At 68.9% G+C, this 18,836-nt stretch carries 16 protein-coding genes and 2 pseudogenes; 6 read left to right on the forward strand and 12 right to left on the reverse strand.

Annotated features, from left to right (window positions below):
• Positions 1 to 47 precede the first annotated feature (47 nt).
• On the reverse strand, positions 48 to 1,004 hold the full coding sequence (locus BKA15_RS01280; RefSeq protein ID WP_067023729.1) for a bile acid:sodium symporter: 957 nt from the start codon (positions 1,002 to 1,004) through the stop codon (positions 48 to 50).
• A gap of 53 nt (positions 1,005 to 1,057) precedes the next feature.
• Between BKA15_RS01280 and cmtR the strand changes: the two genes are divergently transcribed.
• Genes cmtR through BKA15_RS01295 form a run of 3 tightly spaced genes read left to right on the forward strand, consistent with a single transcriptional unit; the run spans position 1,058 to position 2,429 of the window.
• Positions 1,058 to 1,417 (forward strand): Cd(II)/Pb(II)-sensing metalloregulatory transcriptional regulator CmtR, encoded by a 360-nt coding sequence (gene cmtR, locus BKA15_RS01285; protein WP_067023727.1) that lies wholly within the window; start codon positions 1,058 to 1,060, stop codon positions 1,415 to 1,417.
• Positions 1,414 to 2,085: a cation diffusion facilitator family transporter gene (locus BKA15_RS01290; RefSeq protein ID WP_067023724.1), complete on the forward strand. Its 672-nt coding sequence runs from the start codon at positions 1,414 to 1,416 to the stop codon at positions 2,083 to 2,085. The genes cmtR and BKA15_RS01290 overlap by 4 nt, the downstream gene beginning before the upstream one ends.
• Complete coding sequence (locus tag BKA15_RS01295; RefSeq protein ID WP_067023721.1) at positions 2,082 to 2,429, forward strand: hypothetical protein; 348 nt, start codon at positions 2,082 to 2,084, stop codon at positions 2,427 to 2,429. Before BKA15_RS01290 ends, BKA15_RS01295 begins: the two co-directional genes overlap by 4 nt.
• Positions 2,430 to 2,465: 36 nt before the next feature.
• On the opposite strand, the gene BKA15_RS01300 is transcribed toward BKA15_RS01295, so the two are convergent.
• From BKA15_RS01300 to BKA15_RS01310, 3 genes are read right to left on the reverse strand one after another with little or no spacing between them, the layout of a single operon-like run.
• Complete coding sequence (locus tag BKA15_RS01300; RefSeq protein WP_067023718.1) at positions 2,466 to 5,045, reverse strand: site-specific integrase; 2,580 nt, start codon at positions 5,043 to 5,045, stop codon at positions 2,466 to 2,468.
• The gene (locus BKA15_RS01305; protein ID WP_067023716.1) at positions 5,038 to 5,394 is read right to left on the reverse strand and encodes a helix-turn-helix domain-containing protein; all 357 of its coding nucleotides are present in this window, start codon (positions 5,392 to 5,394) and stop codon (positions 5,038 to 5,040) included. The genes BKA15_RS01300 and BKA15_RS01305 overlap by 8 nt, the downstream gene beginning before the upstream one ends.
• The gene (locus BKA15_RS01310; RefSeq protein ID WP_067023713.1) at positions 5,391 to 6,515 is read right to left on the reverse strand and encodes a tyrosine-type recombinase/integrase; all 1,125 of its coding nucleotides are present in this window, start codon (positions 6,513 to 6,515) and stop codon (positions 5,391 to 5,393) included. The genes BKA15_RS01305 and BKA15_RS01310 overlap by 4 nt, the downstream gene beginning before the upstream one ends.
• 171 nt (positions 6,516 to 6,686) lie before the next feature.
• Between BKA15_RS01310 and BKA15_RS01315 the strand changes: the two genes are divergently transcribed.
• Positions 6,687 to 7,304, forward strand: a complete 618-nt coding sequence (locus tag BKA15_RS01315) for a DNA-processing protein DprA (protein ID WP_338035369.1) — start codon at positions 6,687 to 6,689, stop codon at positions 7,302 to 7,304.
• Between the two features lie 22 nt (positions 7,305 to 7,326).
• Here the strand turns inward: BKA15_RS01315 and mobF are convergent, their stop codons facing one another.
• Positions 7,327 to 11,088 (reverse strand): MobF family relaxase, encoded by a 3,762-nt coding sequence (mobF, locus tag BKA15_RS35175; protein WP_312878784.1) that lies wholly within the window; start codon positions 11,086 to 11,088, stop codon positions 7,327 to 7,329.
• 311 nt (positions 11,089 to 11,399) lie between these two features.
• Between mobF and BKA15_RS37175 the strand changes: the two are divergent.
• Positions 11,400 to 11,534: pseudogene (locus tag BKA15_RS37175) on the forward strand (DNA cytosine methyltransferase); the annotation flags it as partial.
• Between the two features lie 94 nt (positions 11,535 to 11,628).
• Positions 11,629 to 12,096, forward strand: a complete 468-nt coding sequence (locus BKA15_RS01330) for a hypothetical protein (RefSeq protein ID WP_174235354.1) — start codon at positions 11,629 to 11,631, stop codon at positions 12,094 to 12,096.
• 164 nt (positions 12,097 to 12,260) lie between these two features.
• Here BKA15_RS01330 and lnt read toward each other — a convergent pair whose 3' ends face one another.
• From lnt to BKA15_RS01360, 7 genes and pseudogenes are all read right to left on the reverse strand, one after another.
• Complete coding sequence (gene lnt, locus BKA15_RS01335; protein WP_218871005.1) at positions 12,261 to 13,874, reverse strand: apolipoprotein N-acyltransferase; 1,614 nt, start codon at positions 13,872 to 13,874, stop codon at positions 12,261 to 12,263.
• Positions 13,875 to 13,985: 111 nt separating this feature from the next.
• A complete protein-coding gene (gene trxA / locus BKA15_RS01340; protein ID WP_036542724.1) occupies positions 13,986 to 14,351 on the reverse strand; it encodes a thioredoxin in 366 nt (121 codons plus the stop codon).
• 54 nt (positions 14,352 to 14,405) lie between these two features.
• The gene (locus BKA15_RS01345) at positions 14,406 to 15,299 is read right to left on the reverse strand and encodes a sulfite exporter TauE/SafE family protein (protein WP_036542721.1); all 894 of its coding nucleotides are present in this window, start codon (positions 15,297 to 15,299) and stop codon (positions 14,406 to 14,408) included.
• A gap of 121 nt (positions 15,300 to 15,420) precedes the next feature.
• Complete coding sequence (locus tag BKA15_RS34685) at positions 15,421 to 15,654, reverse strand: YgaP-like transmembrane domain (protein WP_218871006.1); 234 nt, start codon at positions 15,652 to 15,654, stop codon at positions 15,421 to 15,423.
• Positions 15,655 to 15,718: 64 nt separating this feature from the next.
• Positions 15,719 to 16,021: pseudogene (locus BKA15_RS37180) on the reverse strand (rhodanese-like domain-containing protein); the annotation flags it as partial.
• Positions 16,022 to 16,121: 100 nt separating this feature from the next.
• The gene (locus BKA15_RS01355; RefSeq protein WP_179747789.1) at positions 16,122 to 17,531 is read right to left on the reverse strand and encodes an MBL fold metallo-hydrolase; all 1,410 of its coding nucleotides are present in this window, start codon (positions 17,529 to 17,531) and stop codon (positions 16,122 to 16,124) included.
• A gap of 71 nt (positions 17,532 to 17,602) precedes the next feature.
• Positions 17,603 to 18,805 (reverse strand): hypothetical protein, encoded by a 1,203-nt coding sequence (locus BKA15_RS01360; RefSeq protein ID WP_179747790.1) that lies wholly within the window; start codon positions 18,803 to 18,805, stop codon positions 17,603 to 17,605.
• Positions 18,806 to 18,836 lie beyond the last annotated feature (31 nt).

Here is an 18,836-nt window from a genome sequence, read left to right on the forward strand (position 1 = left end):
GCCCGAGCGGGTCAGTGCTCTCAGGCGGTGGCGTCTGACGGTACCCGCTACGGGACCAGCCGCGGGATGAGGCGGACGAAGACGACCATGACGACGAGTTCGACGAGCGTCTGAGTGACGACGATGAGTGGGGCGAGGTCGAAGGCGACAGGAAGTGCCAGGACCAGGGGGAGCACGACGAGCGAGTTCCGCGTCGCGCCGCTGAATACGACCGTCCGCTTCGCTGGAACGTCCAGCCCTGCAGCAGCCCCGGCGAGCATGCCGACGGGGACCATGACCGCGGCGAAGAACACGTAGACAGGGATCACGAGGAGCAGGCCGGTGATCTGCTGCCCGACGCCTGCGATCTGGGAGGCCACGACCACGGCGAGCGTGAGCATCATGAGCGGCACCATCGCTGCCAGCCCGACCCGTTCGAGCACGCGTCCCCAGCGTGTTCGTGCCGCCGCGAGCTGCGTGAGAGCAGCAGCCGCGAGCGGTAGGACGATGAGCAGCAGGAACGCCTCCGCGAACGGTCGCAGGTCAACTGCTTGCACGAACTCCTCTCCGACGAAGAGCCACAGGTATGCGGGAAGCAGCAGGATCTGGGCAAGCATCAGCAGCGGCGCGGCCGCGAGCAACCGTTCCCGGGAGCCGCCGGCCAGTCCTGCGAACACGATGACGTAGTCCACGCACGGCGTCAGCAGAACGAAGAGCACACCGATCAGCAGCACCTGGTCGTGCGCGACGATACGAGACAGCACCCACACCACGACCGGCACCAGCACGAAGTTCACCACGAGCAGCGTCGTCAAGAACCGCCAGTCACGGAAAGCGAGCCGGAGCCGCGCGAACGGCACGCCGAGGAAGGTGACATAGAGCAGCAGCCCGAGCACGGGGTTGATCGCTGTCTCCGCGGGATGCGCCAGGGCCGGGAACAGGAGGCCGGCCACAGCGCCCACGGCCAAGGCCACAAGGTAGAGCGCGACTTGGTGTCGCTCCATCCACTTCACGCCCTGTGCCATGCGACCATCCTCCCAGGCTCGCAATAAGTCATCGTTCGCTGTATAGTCATCGTGTGCTGACTATTGCTTCCCGTCTTGATGTGATGAACCGGCTCGGCCGCGCGATGGCCGACCCGACCCGCTCCCGGATTCTGATGTCCCTGCTGGAAGGGCCGTCCTATCCGGCCGTACTGTCCCGTTCGCTTGAACTGTCGCGCTCGAATGTGTCGAACCATCTGACGTGCCTGCGGAATTGCGGCATCGTCGTCGCCGAACCTGAAGGGCGGCAGACCCGCTACGAGATCGCCGATCCGCACCTCACTGCTGCGCTTACGGCGCTGATCGACGTGACGCTCGCCGTCGACGAGAACGCACCGTGTCTCGACGCGGCCTGCACGGTGCCCGGCTGCTGCGAAACGGAAGCGCAGGCATGAGCGCCACGCTGACAACTGCGCGCCGCACAACGCTGCACCGCCGCGTCCGGTTCATCGTCGGATTCACGATCACCTACAACGTCATCGAAGCCATCGTCGCTGTCTGGGCCGGCATCCTCGCCTCCTCCGCGGCACTGATCGGGTTCGGCCTCGACTCCGTCGTTGAGGTGCTCTCGGCTGCCGCGATTGCGTGGCAGTTCACGCGCAAGGATCCCGAGCGGTGGGAGAAGGTCACCGTCAAGGCAATCGGCATCGCGTTCTTCGCCCTCGCCGCCTACGTAACCGTCGACGCCGTCCTGAGCCTCATCCAAGCAGAAGGGCCCGACCACAGCCCCTTCGGTCTCGGCATCACCGCACTGAGCCTGCTCATCATGCCGCTGCTGGCCTGGTTCGAGGTCCGCACCGGACGCGAGCTGGACTCCAAGAGCGTGATGGCCGACGCCAAGCAGCTCATCCTCTGCGTCTACCTCTCCGGAGCGGTGTTCATCGGCCTCATGCTCAACAGCCTGTTCGGCTGGTGGTGGGCCGACTCCGTCGCAGCGCTCGTCGTCGCGGTTCTCGCGATCCGCGAGGGCATCGAAGCGTGGCGCGGCGACGTGGAGTCCCCGTTCGAGGTCCTCGAAGACCTGGCAGATGACGATGACGACACAGAGGAGAAGATCCGATGACACAGGGCCCATTCAGAGACGTCCCGATCGCGTGCACGCTCCCCACCATCGCGGAGGCCAAGACGCAGGTGGAGAAGTGGCAGGCGTTCGACGCCGACTACGCGCTCTCCTCGGAACGCACCGATTCCGAGCTCGTCATCCACTACGCCAAGGTCGATGACTCGATCAGCCGGCTACGAGACCTCGTCGAGGTCGAGCAACGCTGCTGCGCATTCGTGCAGTGGGACATCGACGAGAGCGACAACGACCTGCGTCTGATCGCACGCGGCTCCGAGGAACAGCTCGCGGCTCTCAACGTCCCAGTCCGGGCACGTCGGCAAACTCGTGCAATTAGTTTGGAGTGATTGCCGCGGCGTGAACTGCGGCAGGAGTCCGCGTAGTCACAGAAGTGGGCTGGGCATGCCAGTGCGCTCAATGACGGCGGCTGCGTAGGAGGTGCTGTTCGCCCCAATTGCGTTGGACCACGCGATCGCGGAGGAGATCTCCAGCCCGGTCAATCGGCTGAGGACGACCGGCGGGAGCTCCTGCGCGAGTGCGATCAGCGCGCTGGTGCGTGCCAGTCGTGGTGGGATGCCGACCGCGCGGAGCCGGGCGTTGAGCGTGTCGGGTGCCATGTGGTGACCAGCGCGAGCTCCGGGATAGACCCACTCCTGTTCGATGCTCTCCACGAACATGCGCGGCGCGGTGCGGTTGCCGGCCGCTCCGGCAGCGGCCGGTGCGAGCTCGGCGGGAAGGACGAGCGGTGCCTTGCCGAGACGGACGATCACGGCCTGATCGGTGACGGTGACGTCTTCCGCGCGCAGCTGGACGATCTTCGCAGCGCGGATGCCGAACATCAGCATCAGACCGGCGGCGAATTTCGTGTGCGGGTCGATGGACGCGTCGGAGGTGACGTCGGCGAAGAGCTGCCAGCGTTCGGCGTCGCTCATCGCTTGCGGGTTCAAGGTTCCGGACGGTGGGCGCGGCGCAGTGAGGCGGCGGGTGGTGCCGTTTCGCCCCGCCCAGGTCAGGAAATGGTGCAGGAACGGGCGGGTGCCGGTGGTGAGCCATTCATCGACGTCGGCCTGCGCGAGGGAGGCGAGGGAGCCGCCTCGGGCACGGATCCATGCCAGCAGCTCGATGATTCCCGTGATCTCGATCCGTCGCCAGGACAGCTGACCTGACCGGGACGGCATCGTGTTCCGCCGCAGGGCGCGCAGGTGCCGCCATCGCGCGTACTGGGTGACGGTGCGTCGCTCGCCCGGATCCGGGATCTCCGCGAGAGCGCCCTGGAGCCAGAGCTCGAACCGGGCGAGCAGCTCGTCCCTTGGCGGGAGCAACCCGTGGTCGATGAGCACGGACCGCACTGAGCGCGTCTGATACTCGGAGCCGGCCTGGTCGAGGAAGGCGTGCGTGCGCAGGACCGGGTCGGCGAGCACTTGCGTGATCAGGGCGCAGGCGACGGTGCCGCGCTCGAAGGCGTAGACGATCTTCGATGGAGCACCCTGGAACCATCTTTCCCGCAGCTGCGCGATGCGGGCGTCGGTGGCGGCGAGTTCGTCGGGGACCATCTCGCGGATCATCTGGTCGGCGCGGCAGCGCGGGCAGAGTTTCGCGATCAGCCGTGTCACGGTCCCGCAGCTGGTGCAGGGGCGGAACGACTCCGGTTGGCGGGGATAGCAGAGCGGGCAGAAGGGACGGCCCTCGATCCGGCCGTTCACGAGCCGGTCGTCGCCGCAGCTGGTGCAGGTCTCGATGATCGGCGGGACGCAGGCCCAGCAGAGGTAGCCCGAGCCGTCTTCGGCGCGTCGATGGCGCAGCCGGACCTCCCCGCAACTCACGCAAGGCTGCCGAGGGTTGGAGCACTGTTCGCAAGCGGCGCGTGCGGTGCCCGGCCAGCGGCATTGCCGCTCGTTCCCGCAGATCGTGCAGATGTCGACACTGGCCTTGTCGGAGCAGGGCTTGCAGACCGCCTTCTCACTGCCGTGGAACAAGCACGCGGCGATCTGCCCGCAGACCGTGCAGGTGTCCAGCTGGGAGGAGCTCCGACAGGTCGAGCACAGCGGCCCGTCCGGGCTGCGGTAGGCGATAAGGCGATGGTTGCCGCAGCTGACGCAGACGGCGTTCTCGTCGGGGAGCTTGTTCGTGCAGCGCTGGCAGAGTCTCCGGCCATCGGAGAGCACCCGCTCCAGGTTGGTGACGTCGCCGCAGCCGTCGCAGGGACGGTGGTGGGCGACGCGGTAGCAGCGTCGGCAGCTCACCTTCCCCTCGACGCGCTCGGTCAGGGTGCGGGTCGTCCCGCAGCCTCCGCAGCGCCGCTCCGGAAGCCGGGCCCCGCCCGCGCGCATCAGATCGTAGAACGTGCCGAACAGCACCGACCCGGTCGCGGGGTCCGCGAACCACTCCTGTCCGTAAGCGGCGAGCTCGAGCATGAGCCTCGTGCTTCGATCCCGCGCGGACGGCATGCTCGCCAGGGCAGTGCGGATCACCTCCGACGCGACGCGTCGATGGCGACGGACCTCGTCGACGATCCGGGCGCGCGCATCGCGCCCCATCTCCCTCCAGCAGCCCCGGCAGTAAGCAGCTCCCGCCGGCCCAGACTGCAACCACCGCTCCTCATGACAGCGGTCGCAGTTCCCACTCCGACCCGTGCGGCGACGCGCGCACGGGTTGCACATACGCCCCTGATCGATCACCTGACGCAGCTCCCGCTGCTGCCCGCAAAGGACGCATCCGGGAGGACGCACCGTTCCCGCCCCCGCGTCTCGCAGGCGCAGCAGCAGTCCCGCCAACGCGGGAGGCATGTGCGGGTCCATCGAGGTCAGCAGGTGCGGTGAGGCATCCACCAGGTCCCGTGTGCGCTTCGCGACGGGCAACTGCTTGAAGCTGGCCTCAACGACTTCCTGGATTCGCGCGGGGTCGACGACGCGCTCGACGGCGGCGATCCGAGCCGACAGTTCTTCGAAGACCGGATCACGCATCCGGCGGAAGAATCCGTGCCCGGCGAGGCCGCAATCCCGACTCGCGAAGACGGTTCGTCGCCGAGTCTCCTCGCTCCGGGGCCGCGTCGGTCGTTCCCGTCGCCGCAGCCTCGCCGCCCAGCAGCACCCGCGGTGCGAGCTCCTCGAATGTGCAGTCGAAGATGTCCAGGAGCGCGACCAGCGCCTGCATGTTCATCCGCTCGGGCTTCTCCGCCGCCAGACGATAGACCTGACTCGTCGACAGATGCACCCCTCTCTCCTCGAGGAGCGGCACCAGCTTCGTCGTGGAGAACATCCCCGCCGCCGCCATCACCTCGCGAAGACGCCATTCGTAGCCGATCAATCTCATGACCCTGTTCCTTCCTCATCGCTCGGGCGGTGCCGTGTCCGCTCGATCGCCTGACTCATCATCGTGTTCATGTAGTCCGTGCTCACCCCGGTGTAGATCGCTGTCGTCGACTGATGCAGATGCCCGACCTGTCGCTGCACGAAGCCCGGGTCGACTCCCGACTCGATCAGGTGCGTCACATAGGAGTGCCGCAACGCGTGCGGCGTGAGTACCTCGTCCAAGCCCAGCGCATCCCGGTAGGTCGCGAACCTCGAAGCGAGCTCGCGAGTGCGCAGGCGCGTGCCGCGCTCGGACACCCAGAGCGCCGTCGTGGCTTCTGAACGCACCATCAAGGGCCGGACGTGGTCGATGTACTCCTGCAGCGCCTCGACCGCCCAATCGAACAGCGATACCACTGCCCGCCGCTTCGGCGGCCCGCCCCGCGACGACTTGCCGTGACGCACCTGCAGCACGCCCAGCTCGCCGAACTGCGGGGCCTTCGCGTTGCGGTAGAAGTCCGTCACATCCAGCCCGACCGCTTCGCTCGCGCGCAGACCCCACGCATAGACGACCTTCAGTAGCGTCGCGTCGCGGAACGCCGGCAGCGCGCCCTTGCGGTGCTCGTCCAGCACCCGAGAAACCTCGTTGTCGGCATGATCGAGCAGCCGCTGCAACTCTGTGCGCGTCAGCGGCCGCCGTCCCGGCCCGCCCTCGTAGTCCTGCAGGTGGGGGAGCGTGTTCCACTCATGGCAGACCTGCACCGGATGTGAGCCGAACCGCTGCATGCATTCGTCGACCCACCCGTAGTGCGGTGAACACACGTAGTCGCAGAACTGGCGTATCGCGCCCTGATAGGACCGGATCGTGGATGCCGCTACCTGTCGTTGCGAGACGAGCAGCGTCATCCACTCGTCGAAGTCGCTCGCCGACCACTCCCACGGCTTCTTCATCGCATACGCCTCGAACCGGCGCACCACCCCGACTCCGGCCGTCACCGAGTCCTCTTTGAGCCGTCGCCCGCCGATCTGCTGCATCCGCCAGCCCTCGATCATCGCGTCGAACACCGACTCGGGTGCGTTCAGGAACGAGACACCACTCGCCAAGTACAACGACGACGCCCCATGCGGCACCCGTTTCGCCATCACCCATCCTCACTCTCATAACGCGCTAATCATGCATTTAACGCGAAGCGTAACAGTGCTGCAACTCCGATCCGCGGCATCACGAGGACGGCAACGCGGCGCGGTGTACCTTTTCCGACAAGGACGTTCCCAAGGATCCTGCATCTGCCGCAATACCGCCGAGAGGCCACGATCACGGGCGCTCGCGCTGCGACCGCCTATGGAGAGCAGGTCGCGGGCGAGCTGGCGGCGGGTCTTGCCGATGAGGAACGGGTCGTCGTCTCCGGTGGCGCCTATGGGATCGAAGGGGCCGCGCACAAGAGCGTGCTTGCCGCGAGCGGTCAGACGATCGCCGTTCTGGCCGGCGGGTTGGACCGCCCCTACCCGGCCGGGCACAGCGAGCTGCTGAATCGCATTGGGGATGTCGGCTTGCTGGTGAGCGAGCTGCCGCCGGGAGCCGCACCGACCAGACACAGGTTCCTGGCCCGCAACCGCCTGCTGGCGGCGCTCTCGGGTGCGACCGTGATCCCCGAGGCCGGTCCTCGGTCCGGGTCGATGACCACTGTCATCGCCGCACGCGAACTCAGCCGGGGCGTCGGTGCGGTGCCCGGCCCGGTGACCAGCGTCGCGAGCGCGGGGCCGAACGAACTCATCAAGCAAGGCTTCGCCTCGCTCGTCACCCAGCCCAGCGACGTGATCGACCTACTCGACGCCGACAGAACCCCGGACCGGACTGTGACGCGGCCCGAGGTCGGACGCGAGTTCGGGCACCGGCACCCGTCGCCGGGCACGCCGGGGCGCTCTCTCTGACGGCCGCCCTCGCTGGACGGGTTCACAAGCTCGGTGCGGGGCGTGATGTGGTCGCTGGCCGCACCGCATCAGCCGTCGTGCCTTCGTGAGCGATCGCCTGGGCGCGGTTGAGGGCGGCGCGGGCGCGGATGGCGTCGATCTTCTGGCTGGTGCTCTCCGGCGTCGGGCCGAGCGGGGTCCGGTCGTCGGTGATGCCGTAGCGGTCGCGGTAGGCGGCGACGGTGCGAGCGGCACGCCACCACGCCGCCTTCTGCTTGTGGCCCCTCGGAGCCGCGCCGAGGTCGGCCGTCCACGGCTCCTCATCGGTGAGGTAGCCGCGGAGCACGGCGTCGGCGCGGCCTTCGATCAGCTCGCGGCGCTCGTCCAGGGCTCGCCGCATGTCGTCTGCCATCTGCCCGCCGGCGTGCGGGATCAGTCCGACGATCAGCCTCGGGGCCTTGCGGGTGCGGCCTGATACGGCGGGCCGGGCGGTGGCGCGTGCCACGCGGGCGTGCAGGAGGGAGGCGATGTCATCGGCATCGTCCAGACTCCGCGCGGCGACCAGCCGCGGGAGCAGCGCGTCGAGGTCGTGGTGGTTGGCCTCGGCGTGACGCAGCTCGGCCGACAGCGCGCCGTAGGCGTCGGAGCCGAGCACGTCTTCGATCTGCTCGGCGGTGATCCCGGACGCGGCGAGCAAGGTCGCCCAGCGGTCGTGCTGGGCGGCTTGCGCGATCGTGTCGTACTCGGCCGCGAGCTGCGCGATCGAGCCCCAGCGGTCCTGCTCGGCAGCGACCGTCTCGTGCGCAGACAGCTCGGCGCCGATGTGCTGCAACACGCCGTAGAGGATCGAGCGAGCGGTGACGTTCGGGTTGTCTCCGGGATGCGGCACCGCGTGTTCTGCGTCCTCTCGGTCGACGGTGACATAGGCGTGGTTGCTGTGGGCGCCGCGGGTCATGGAGACGTAGAAGTTCTCCCGCGTCGTGGTGGCGGTGACGACCGCGTGCGCGGTGTCGGTGGTGACGCCCTGGGCGCGGTGCGCGGTGATCGCGTAGCCGAGGTCCAGGTGCTCGGCCACATAGTCGGCCGGCAGGACGATCCCGCCGCCGAACCTGCGCCCGGCCGGGCGGATGCTGACCGACCCGTCCTCGCGAACTCCGGTGACGGTCCAGCGGGAGCCGTTGCGGACCCAGGTTCGGCCGTTGCGGAGCCGCCGGTCGTTCTCGCGGGTGATGACCAGATCGCCCTCGGAGACCGCGGTGCCGTCGCGCAGCGGCAGTTCGCGGGTCGGGTTTACGGTGCCGTCGATGATCCGATCCGCCCGCGCTCTGGCGTTCAGCTCGGTGACGGTCGCGTGGGTCTCGGTCACCAGGATCGACGCCCGCCCGGCGGCAAGATCGGCCCGCCATTCTGTGTAGGCGGCGTCGATCATCGCTTCCTCGTCGCCGCCGGTGATCCGGCCGTGCTCGATCAGGGCGTCGATCGCCTCGGCACGGCCGTGGCGTAGCTGGAGCGAGGTGGTCTTCTCCCATTCGTTGGTGAAGCGGTGCAGATCGGTCAGCTCGGGGGCGTCATCGCGGGCGTGCACGAGCATGGCGAAACTGCCGCCGGCGCCGGGTGATTGGAGCTGGCCCCAGTCGCCGACCAGGAGGACTTTCGCGCCGGCCTTCTCGGCTTCGTGGGTGAGCCGATCCAACGACATCGTGCCGGCCAGGCTCGCCTCGTCGATGATGACGAGCTGCCCGGCCGTGAACGTAGTCCCGTACATGAGGTGGTTCTGCCACCACTTCGCCGTGTTCTCCGTGGCGATGCCGAGGTCATCGGCGAGGACCTGCGCGGCGACCGCCGAGGGGGCGAGCCCGATCACCGACCCTGTGCCGTGCTCCTTCTCCCACGCCCTGCGGAGCCCGTTCATCGCCGTCGTCTTCCCGGCCCCAGCCGGGCCGACCAGCACGTCCACGACCCGACCGGAGACCGCGATCGCGGCAAGGGCCGCGGCCTGATCCTCGCCGAGCACCCGGCCGCGTGCGTCGGGCTTGCGGGCGATCCTCTCAACCGTCTCCAACGGCACCACCGGCCCGGCCGTTGTGGCGGCACGCGCCAGGAGTCGGTCTTCGGCGGCCAGCAGGACTTCGGATGAGAACAGGGTCGAGGCGTGCGGCCGGAACCGAGAGGTGCCGTCCACGCGGCGGAACTGCAACGGGCTGGACGCCAGCTCCGGCGGCGTCAGCCGCAGCGAAGCGTGCTCGGCGGCATCGACCACGAGCCCGGTGATCGCCTCCCGGTCCTGGATGCTGGCGAACCGCCACCCCATCAACTGCCGGGATGCTTCGGCATGCAGGTTCCAGCGGGTCCAGGTCGAACGCTTCTCGCCCACCGTCTCCATCACGGTCTGCCCGACCTCGCGCACCACATCCAGCGGCACGTCGTCGGCGCGCAGCACCCGCCGCGGTGCGTCTGCGGTGGATGCGGTGAACGTGCGCGCCCAGCCGTTCGCGTCCCGGCGCAGCACCCGGCCGGCGCGCTGCCGCCACTCGGCGGTGAGGTCGGCCAGCGACCGGACCTGCTTCTCCGGCCTCGTGGCGAGCGTCGCCTGCGCCCGAAGTTTCAGCACCGTTCGCGCGGAGGGCTGCCTGCCGTGCTTGGCGACGTACCCGGCGATGAGGCGGTCTTTCTCGGCCTCGATGTGTCGGGACCGGGTGGAGAACTCGGTCACCAGCTCGTCGGGCACGCCCTCGATTTCCCATGCCGGGTTCCGGTCCCTGCCCCGTTCGCGTGCTTCCCATTCGACGCCGAGGACGCGGGTGAGCTGGTCGGCCAGCGCGGCGTTGTAGAGCTCGGAGACTGCGACGACCACGGAGTGCATCGGCCGGCCGGCGAGGGTCCGCCAGCGGCCGTCCTGCACGGTCAGGACCTTGTTGCTGACGACGACGTGGGTGTGCAACTGCGGGTCGCCCGCACGGCTGTCGTAGTGATCGAATGCCGCGGCCACGACACCGGCGACGTCGACGTGCGCAACCGCGCCGTCCGGCCCGGTTGCACCGACGCGGGTTGCGGCAACCTCGCGTTCGAGGAACGCAACCAGCTCTGCAACCGCCGCATGATGGGCGTCCGCGATCAGGGCTTGGGTGCCGGCGTCCGCGACCGCCCAGATCGTGGAGACTGACTTGGGCACGCTGAATGTGAAGTCGTAACCGGCTACTGCGCGGCGGGTGCCGCGCTCGGCTTCCTCCGCCTCGATCGCGGCCACTTCCTGCGCTCGAGTCGCCGGCCCCAACTCGGGGTCGAGGGCGTCGACGCGCTGCTTGATCCGCTCGGTGATCGACGCGAACTGCTGGTAGGCGCGGCCCAGCGGCTCGCCCGTGATCGGGTCATGGCCCATCCCGACCAACAGCGCGAGCTGAGCTTCAGAGACCTGCCCTCCCTCGACCAGGTCGCCGTGCCCGAGACGACCCAGCCCCGAGCCCATCCAGAAGCCCGGCGGCGTGCCCGCCTCCGCGTAGTAGCGGGTCAGCGGCGTGCTCAGGCTCCGGTCGCCGTCGCCCGCGGCGATGGACTTCAACAGGTACTTGTATCCATCGCCCGCGCTCATCACGCGCATCGAAACCGTCACCTCGGCTGCTCCTTCCGGCCGCGCTCGGAGAGCAGGTGAGCCCGCGAGACCGGTCGCATCAGATGCGACAAAGCCCGAAACGGCCTCGTCTGAAAGACGTGTGATGGCTCGGTGGGCCGGCGAACGAGAGCTGGCGGCGCCGCCTGAGTCACGGATTCCGAAGTACGCGGGGGTGGTGCGCCGCGCGCGGGTCACGGCATCGGCGACGAGGCAAGCGGTGGCGGTTCGAGTGGTCGCGCACCTGGTCGCTGACCAGCCCGGTGGTGACCTCATGCGTGAAGTCCGACCGGGATCACCCGTCAACCGGAGCCCTCATGCACGACCCTCACGACCGGACTCGCCCACTCAGGGTCGGATCACTGTTCTCCGGGTACGGCGGTCTCGACCTCGCCGTCGAACACGCCTTGGATGGCGAGACGATCTGGTTCTCCGAGAACAACGAACACGTCTCCCGCATCTTCGCCCACCACTGACCCGACGCCCCCAACCTGGGCGACATCACCACCATCGACTGGCGCACCGTCGAGCCGGTCGATGTTCTCTGTGGAGGCTTCCCCTGCCAGGATGTCTCGACCGTGGGCAAGCGCGCCGGCCTCGCGCCCGGCACCCGCTCCGGGCTCTGGTCGTACATGGCCGCCGCGATCGACGCGCTGCAACCCCAGCTCGTCGTCATCGAGAACGTGCGCGGCGTGCTGTCCTCACCCGCCGTCCGCGCACCCCTAGAAGAAGACGACGATGCGCAAAGCAATCCCGACCACGCAACCCCCGGCGATGCAGCCCTTCGCGAAGTGGAACCCGACCCGTGGGGTCTGGGAGACCTCGCAGCTCGACCTCTCCGGGCAGTCGGCGCCGTACTCGGCGATCTGGCCGGCCTGCGGTATGACACGCAATGGATCGGCCTACCAGCGTCCCTTGTCGGCGCTCCTCATCCCAGGCTTCGCGTCTTCGTCCTCGCCCGCAGCCGGGGCACTGTTCAGGACGCCGCTCGCCACGGACTCGACTGGTGGCGGCGAGTCACTGGAACAGGTGAGGGCGAGGCGGGGGACGATCGCGCTCTCGCATCAGATCATCGACCTCGCGCTAAACGGGCCGGCTGGCTTGCAGAGCAAGAGCAGCGAACCCGAGATGCTGTGGTTCCTGATCGAGGACATCTTCGCCGCTGGGGACGCTACGCCCGCGCCATCGCCCGATGGGAGCATGTGACAGGACGAATCGCGCCAGCGCTGCTAGACAGGACTAGTGGACCGCGGCCGTCGCCCGAGTTCGTGGAGTGGTTGATGGGTCTCCCCAGTGGTTGGATCACTGATCCGATCCATCAACTCACGGCTAATCAGCAGATCGCTGCGCTCGGCAACGGCGTTCTTCCGCTACAAGCGCTCTCGGCGATGCGCGTCGGCGCACTCGTGCAGGCCGATGCTGCTTCGTTGGCTGGAGTCCAGCACCCGATGGTGTCGCGAGGATGCACGGTCTCGCAGGAGGAGGAAGGCGAGGACGAGAAAGCCGGCGAGAGTGCCTGAGACGATCAGCGTGTTGATCGACTGCGCCAACATGACGGCGGCGGTGAGCCCGTCCCGGAGCTCAAGGTCGGCGATCATGAGTCCGGGTTCGTCCGCGGCTAGTGCGGCCAGCGTGGCGCCGTTCGGGGCGAGTACCTGGCTGGTGCCGGTGGTGGAGAGGTTGACGACGCTGCGGCCGGTCTCGATGGCGCGCATGCGCGCGAACGCAAGCTGTTGCAGGTTTTCATCGGTGTCGCGAAAGTCGGCGTTGTTCGTCTGGAACATGAGCACCTGGGCACCGCTGTGCGCGCCTTCGTGAATGACGTCATCGAAGGCCACGTCGAAGCAGATCGCCAGTCCCACCTCTACGCCGTCGACCTCGATGGCGGGTGTGTCGACGCCGGCGGCGTACTCGCGTTCTAGGAGGTCTACCAGGCTGGGCACGAGCGCGCCGTAGAACCACCGGTCGGGCACGTACTCGCCGAAGGGGACGGGATGGCGTTTGGCGTGCGCGGCCGTCGGCCCGTTCGAGGTCCAGAGGAAGGAAGTGTTGTAGACGAGGTGGCCGTCTGCCGCGGCGGCGTTGAGCAGGATCGGGGCGTCGTATCGGGCGGCTGCATCGTCGAGCGCGTGAGCGGTGGCCTCGTCGGCGAGGGGATCACTGTCGACGCCGCCCTCGGGCCAGAGCACGATGTCGACCTGTTCGTCTTCGAGAGGGGCGGAAGCGGCGAGCTGAGATTCCAGGACCGCGCCCGGTTCGTGCTCATCGACGTACGCGGCGGGGCCGTTGCCCTGCACAGCGCCCACCCGGATGGTGCCCGCGTGACTGGTCGGGAACTGCGGCACCAGGACCATCACCGCTGCGAGACCGAGCACGGGGATCGACGCCGCCCACGAGGCGAGAGGTGTTCTCGGGTGCTCGGTGGCGTTACCGCGTGCCGGTTGCGCGCGCACGATCCAACGGACTGCTTCGATCGCGGCGGCGCACACGGCGACCATCAGGAAGCCCAGGCCGGAGACGCCGACCCATGACGCGACCGGAGCGATCGGGCTTTCCGATTGGCTCATCGCCACCCGTCCCCACGGGAATCCGCCGTAGGGCCAGGAGCCCATGATGAGTTCGCGGATCGTCCAGGCTCCCGCTACCAGCAGCGGCAGCGCCAGCAGCCGCATCGCGAAGGCGTTGCGCCGGCGCGGCAGCCATCGGTAGGCGAGGGCGATCGGCACCGTCAGCACAGCCGTGTAGATCGTCAGCGCGCCAGCCAGGGCCACCCACGGGACCCAGCTCAGCGGATGCTCCCCGAGAAACTGCGCCGACCAGGACACGTGAGGAAACCAGAACGCTGCGCCGAAGACTGTCCCGACCAGCAGCGCCCCCCAGGACCGTCGCCCGATGAGAGTGACCAGGGACAACGTCACCGAGACGAACGCCAGCGGCCACCACCCGAGTGCGGGGAACGCCGCATCCATCGCGAGCCCGGCCACGCCGGCGACTGGCATCGCGGCCCATAGCGGCAAGGGCGCAGTCTCGGACGCCCGCGTCCGCGTGTCGGCCGATGTCTCGACTCTGAGCCCGGAAATGATGCGCTCCCTGTTCTAGCGAGGGTCGGACGCCTGCATTTGCGCGCGCACGTGGTCCATGTCGAGGTCGCGGATTTTGCCGATCAGGTCGTGGAGCGCTTTGGCCGGGAGCGCTCCGGGCTGGGAGTAGACCAGGACGCCGTCTTTGAAGCCCATCAGCGTGGGGATGGAGGTGATCTGTGCGGCGGCGGCCAGGGATGCCTGGGCCTCGGTGTCGACCTTGGCGAACAGGATGTCGGGATGCTCGGTGGACGCGGCCTCGAAGACGGGGGCGAAGCTGCGGCATGGTCCGCACCAGGCGGCCCAGAAGTCGACCAGCACGATGGGATGGTCGGTGATGGCGGCTGAGAATGCGTCTTCGGTGAGGTCGATGGTTGTCATGAGGGTGGGGCTCCGGAGTCTGGTCGGCGACGGTGTGTTGTGAGGTGAAGTGGTTCAGCCCGGGGTCGGCCGGGCTAGGCCGAAGGGACAGTTGAGAGCGGTCAGCCGGCAGACGAGGACGAGGACCACCGTGATGAGTCCGAGGCCTCCGGCGGCGATCGCCCAGGCCGGCGGCAGCTCGATCACGAGCACGAGCGTTCCGGTGAGCAGGACGAAGACGCCGAAGACCTTCTGGAGGGCGTCGGCTGGTATGCGTCCTGACAGGCGCGCACCGAGGAGCGCTCCGAGCACGGCCATCGCAGTGACCGCGGCCACCAGGGGCCAGTCGAGGGTCACCGTGGTCAGGTAGCCGGCGAGTCCGGCGAAGGACTTCATCGCGATCACCAGCAGTGAGGTGCCCACGGCCACCGGCATGCTGAGGCCGCCCAGCAGCACGAGGGCGGGGACGACGAGGAAGCCGCCGCCGGCGCCGACGATCCCGGTGATGAGGCCGACGACGATGCCTTCGAGCATGGTCCGCAGCATCGGCAGCGAGTGGGCGCGCTCGGTCCCGGCATCGGCCGTGGGTTGGTCGGTGTCGCGCCTGGGCTTTCTGGTGACCATCGCGATCGCGGTGGCGATCATCATGATCGCGAAGGCCACCATCAGCACGGCACCGGGGAGCTGGCCTCCGATGAGTCCTCCGGCGAAGGCGCCCACCATGCCAGCGGCTCCGAAGATGAGCCCGGTGCGCCATCGGACTCGACGGTGCCGGGCGTGCACGACGAGGCTGGACAACGAGGTCACGCCGACGATCAGCAGCGAGGCCGCGATGGCCTCTTTCGGGGGCATGCCCGCGATGTAGGTGAGCAGCGGGACGGTCAGGATCGACCCGCCACCGCCGAGCGTCCCTAGCGCGAGCCCGACACCCACGGCGAGCACGAGGGTGAGGATCAGGGTGCCGCTCACTCGTGCTCACCGGGCATCGTGGTTGGTGCTGCGGGTCGTGACGCCGACCGTGCCGATGCCGGTCCTAGATGCGGGGTCGTTGCAGTTGAACGCCGTCGGAACGTCGGAGCACGCCAGGGCATCACAGTTCCTGGGTCGCGACCGGGATGGATGCGATCGCGCTCCGTGCGGTGGGGCTGGCCGTGACCTTGTTCCAGGGCATGCGGGAGAGGATGCGGCCCATCAGGCAGGAGCCGGTGAGCGCCGCGACGACGAGCCCGGCGCTGAGCGCGAACGCGATGAACCGGGACTCCGGCCAGAGGAACTCGGCCACGAGCAGGCTCACCAGGACGATCAGCCCGGCCGTGAACCGCACCCTGGCGCTCGATGTCCCAGCGAGCTGCGCTGCGGACCACCTGGCCGCCAGCGGCCTCGAAGGCGGGCACGCCGCCGGTGAGCACGTTGGCCGTCCGCACGCCGGCGGCAGCGAGATGCTGCTGGGCCTGGGTGGCGCGGTTGCCGGACTGGCACACGAGTACCGCGCGGTGCCCGAGCCGCTCTGCCAGATCCGAGGCGTGTTCGGTCAGCAGCGGCAGCGGGACGTTGTACGAGCCGTGAATGTGGAGGGTCTCGAACTCGGCCGGGGACCGCACGTCGATGATCGTGAGGTCGTCGTGGAGCTGACGCCACTGGGCGAGCTCCTCGGCGGTGAGCGTTCGGAGCTCGGCGGAGGGATCGGTCATGGGGTGGTTCCTCGTCAGGTCTGGCCGCGGGCAGCGGAGATGCGAATGGAAGGGGCTGGGGCCGACCGCCCGTCGGAGGATGCGATCGTTCTGCTGTGCGTCAGGCCAGCGCGGTCTCGCTGGTGGTCTCCTGCCATGCGCGCCAGGCGTTATAGCTGCCGTCGAGCTCGACGACGGCGTGCCCGGCGCGTCGTAGGGCACTCGCGGCGACGGTGTTCCGCATCCCGGACTGGCAATAGGTCACGATCGTGCCGGAGCGCGGCAGCTCGTCTTGGTGCCAGAGGACGCGTGCGGCGCTGAGCTGTGTGGCGCCGGGGATGTGCCCGGCGGCGTACTCGCCGCGCTGGCGCACGTCCAGCAGCAGCGCGGCATCGAAACCTGCCAGCTCTGCCGGCTCGATGAGGGGCGGGACGAACCGGGGAAGCCCGTCGATGGTGGTGACGTAGCCGGCGGTCTGGTCGATGCCGACCCGCAGCAGCCGATCCGCGATCGCCTGGGCGGCGGTCTGGTCCTCGGCCAGCAGCACCAGCGGACGCGAGTCGGCCTCGGGATCGTAGGCCCAGGCGGCATAGGTGGCGGTCTTGGAGCCGTCGGGGATGTTGAGCGAGCCGGCAACGGTGCCCTGATGGGCCTGCGCCGGCGGGCGGGTGTCGACGAAGGTGATCTCGTCGGCCTCCAGCCGCCGCGCCACCTCCGCTACGGCCAGCTCGGGCACCGGGCCGCGCTCGCCCAGCACGGCGGGACCCTCGCGGTTCTGCTTCTTCATCCTCGCGAAGTAGGCGTGCGCGTCGGGCTGCCCGTCGAGCAGCTCCTCGATGAACCCCTGCTCGTCGTCGGCAGCCAGGTGGCGCGACCACCAGGCGTTCGCGCGTTCGTAGCCGACCGTGGTCGAGGGCAGCGCGCCGAGCGCCTTGCCGCACGCACTGCCGGAGCCGTGCCCCGGGTGGACCTGGACGTGATCCGGCAAGGTCAGGAACGCCTCACGCAAGCTGGTGAACAGTTGCCGCGCGCCCTCGAAGCGGGTGTCGACCCCGCCCGCGGCCTCGTCCAGCAGGTCGGGGCGGCCCAGGTCCCCGGCGAACACGAAGTCGCCGGAGATGAGGTAGCCGGGCTCGCTGGCGAAGGCGCCGTCGGTGACCAGGAACACCAGGTGCTCAGGAGTGTGACCAGGCGTGTGCCGGGCCTGGATCGTGATGTTGCCGATCGTGATCGTGTCGCGGTCGTACAGACGCCGGGCGTCGAACCCGTACTGCCAGTCCGCGCCGCCCTCGCCGGAGACGTAGACCTCGGCGCCGACCGCCGCAGCCAGCTCGCGGGTCCCGGACAGGTAGTCAGCGTGGATGTGGGTCTCGGTCACTGCGACGATCCGCATGCCGTGCTTGGCCGCGAGCGCCAGGTAGTCCGCGATGTCGCGGCGCGCGTCGATCACCACCGCCTCGCCCTTGGCCTGGCAGCCGATGAAGTACCCGGCCTGCGCCAGGTCCTCGTCGTAGATGCGTTCGAGAAGCACTGTTCATCCTTCCGTCGATGCCATCGATACCCTGGGGGGTATTGTTACCGTCTCATACCCCCTGGGGTATTTCAAGTCGAGTGTGCGACCCGAGCGCCCACGATCGACATGCCCGCGTGGCTGGCCGTCGGAGAGGACTCGTTCAGAGGGGACTCAGCGATCGTCGCCACCAGGTGCCGTCGTTCCTGGAGGAGGAGTGCAGCGCCGTTGATGGTGATGTGGGTGGGCACGATGATCGGTCCTTGGCCGTCGGGTTCGTAGGCTTGGGCGACATCACCGGTGAGGACGTTGTGGACCCGGATCGCCCCGTCCTCTCGCAGATAGAGGAAGACGCCGCCGATCGCCGCGATGGTGGTCTCGGCAGCAACAGGCAGGGACCACAGTGGTCGGTCGTCGGCGTCATAGCCGTGCAGGCCGGTGTCGTCCAGGGTGACGAGGGTCCCCGTGGTGGGGTCTACGGCGGCGTCGCGGGCGGTGCTGCTCACGATGCTGCCCTGATCCAGGTCGAGGAGCGCGCCGGTGGTCTCGGAGGTGGCGACGAGCGCGAGCCCGTCTCCCGGTGCAGGGCGCAGGGACGCGCTGATGGACGCCGCCGTCCAGCCGTGCTCGGCGAGGGGGACGCGCCAGAGCTCCTGATCGTCGGCCGTGTCGCGCGCGATCAGAGCGTCCTCGTGGGTGAGCAGCACGATGCCGTGGTACTCGCCGATGATGCGGATACCTTCGGGGCTCGACTCGTCGGCCGCGACGTCTCCGGTGGTGGGGTCGAGCGCGACGCGTGGGCCGGTCTCGCCCATGAAGCCTTCGGGAGGTGCGGCGAAGACCAGCCCGGGGCCTTGGTAGGGGCCGGGCACCTCGACCGGACCCCAGACCCGTTCCCCGGTCGTCAGGTCGTAGGCGGTGGCAGTCGTCGCGGCCAGGGCGTCGGCCGTGGTCTGGAGGTCGCCCAGGATCGCGAGGGCTCGGCCGTGCGCGTCGGTGGTCACGACGAACCCGGTGCAGCTCGCTGGACGTTGCGCGGCCCACAGCACGTCCCCGTGGACGTCCACGGCGGTGAACTCCAGCACACCGTCGCGTTCACCGGCGGCCAGATACACCCCGTCCGCGTACTGCGGAGTGATGTCCCACCCGGGGTCCACGACTTCCAGCTCCTCGAACGGCGTCGGCAGCCGCATGCCCGAGGTGTCCACCACGGGTAGCGACCCATCGACCGAGTAGGGGTCTCTTACGGGCTCGGGCTCGGATGCCCCGCAGCCGGTCACCAGCAGCGCGGCCACGGCGGCGAGGGCAAGGCTGGAGCGTCGCCGG

The sequence above is a fragment of the Microlunatus parietis genome (assembly GCF_013407955.1).
GTDB classification, from domain to species: Bacteria; Actinomycetota; Actinomycetes; order Propionibacteriales; family Propionibacteriaceae; genus Microlunatus; species Microlunatus parietis.

Coding starts and splice junctions, on each gene's coding strand:
- trxA (WP_036542724.1), bottom strand. CDS start 14,351: ATGACAACCATCGACCTCACCGAAGACGCATTCTCAGCCGCCATCACC.
- BKA15_RS01310 (WP_067023713.1), bottom strand. CDS start 6,515: ATGGCGAAACGGGTGCCGCATGGGGCGTCGTCGTTGTACTTGGCGAGT.
- BKA15_RS01280 (WP_067023729.1), bottom strand. CDS start 1,004: ATGGCACAGGGCGTGAAGTGGATGGAGCGACACCAAGTCGCGCTCTAC.
- BKA15_RS01305 (WP_067023716.1), bottom strand. CDS start 5,394: ATGAGATTGATCGGCTACGAATGGCGTCTTCGCGAGGTGATGGCGGCG.
- BKA15_RS01330 (WP_174235354.1), top strand. CDS start 11,629: ATGCGCAAAGCAATCCCGACCACGCAACCCCCGGCGATGCAGCCCTTC.
- BKA15_RS01295 (WP_067023721.1), top strand. CDS start 2,082: ATGACACAGGGCCCATTCAGAGACGTCCCGATCGCGTGCACGCTCCCC.
- BKA15_RS01300 (WP_067023718.1), bottom strand. CDS start 5,045: ATGCGTGATCCGGTCTTCGAAGAACTGTCGGCTCGGATCGCCGCCGTC.
- BKA15_RS01290 (WP_067023724.1), top strand. CDS start 1,414: ATGAGCGCCACGCTGACAACTGCGCGCCGCACAACGCTGCACCGCCGC.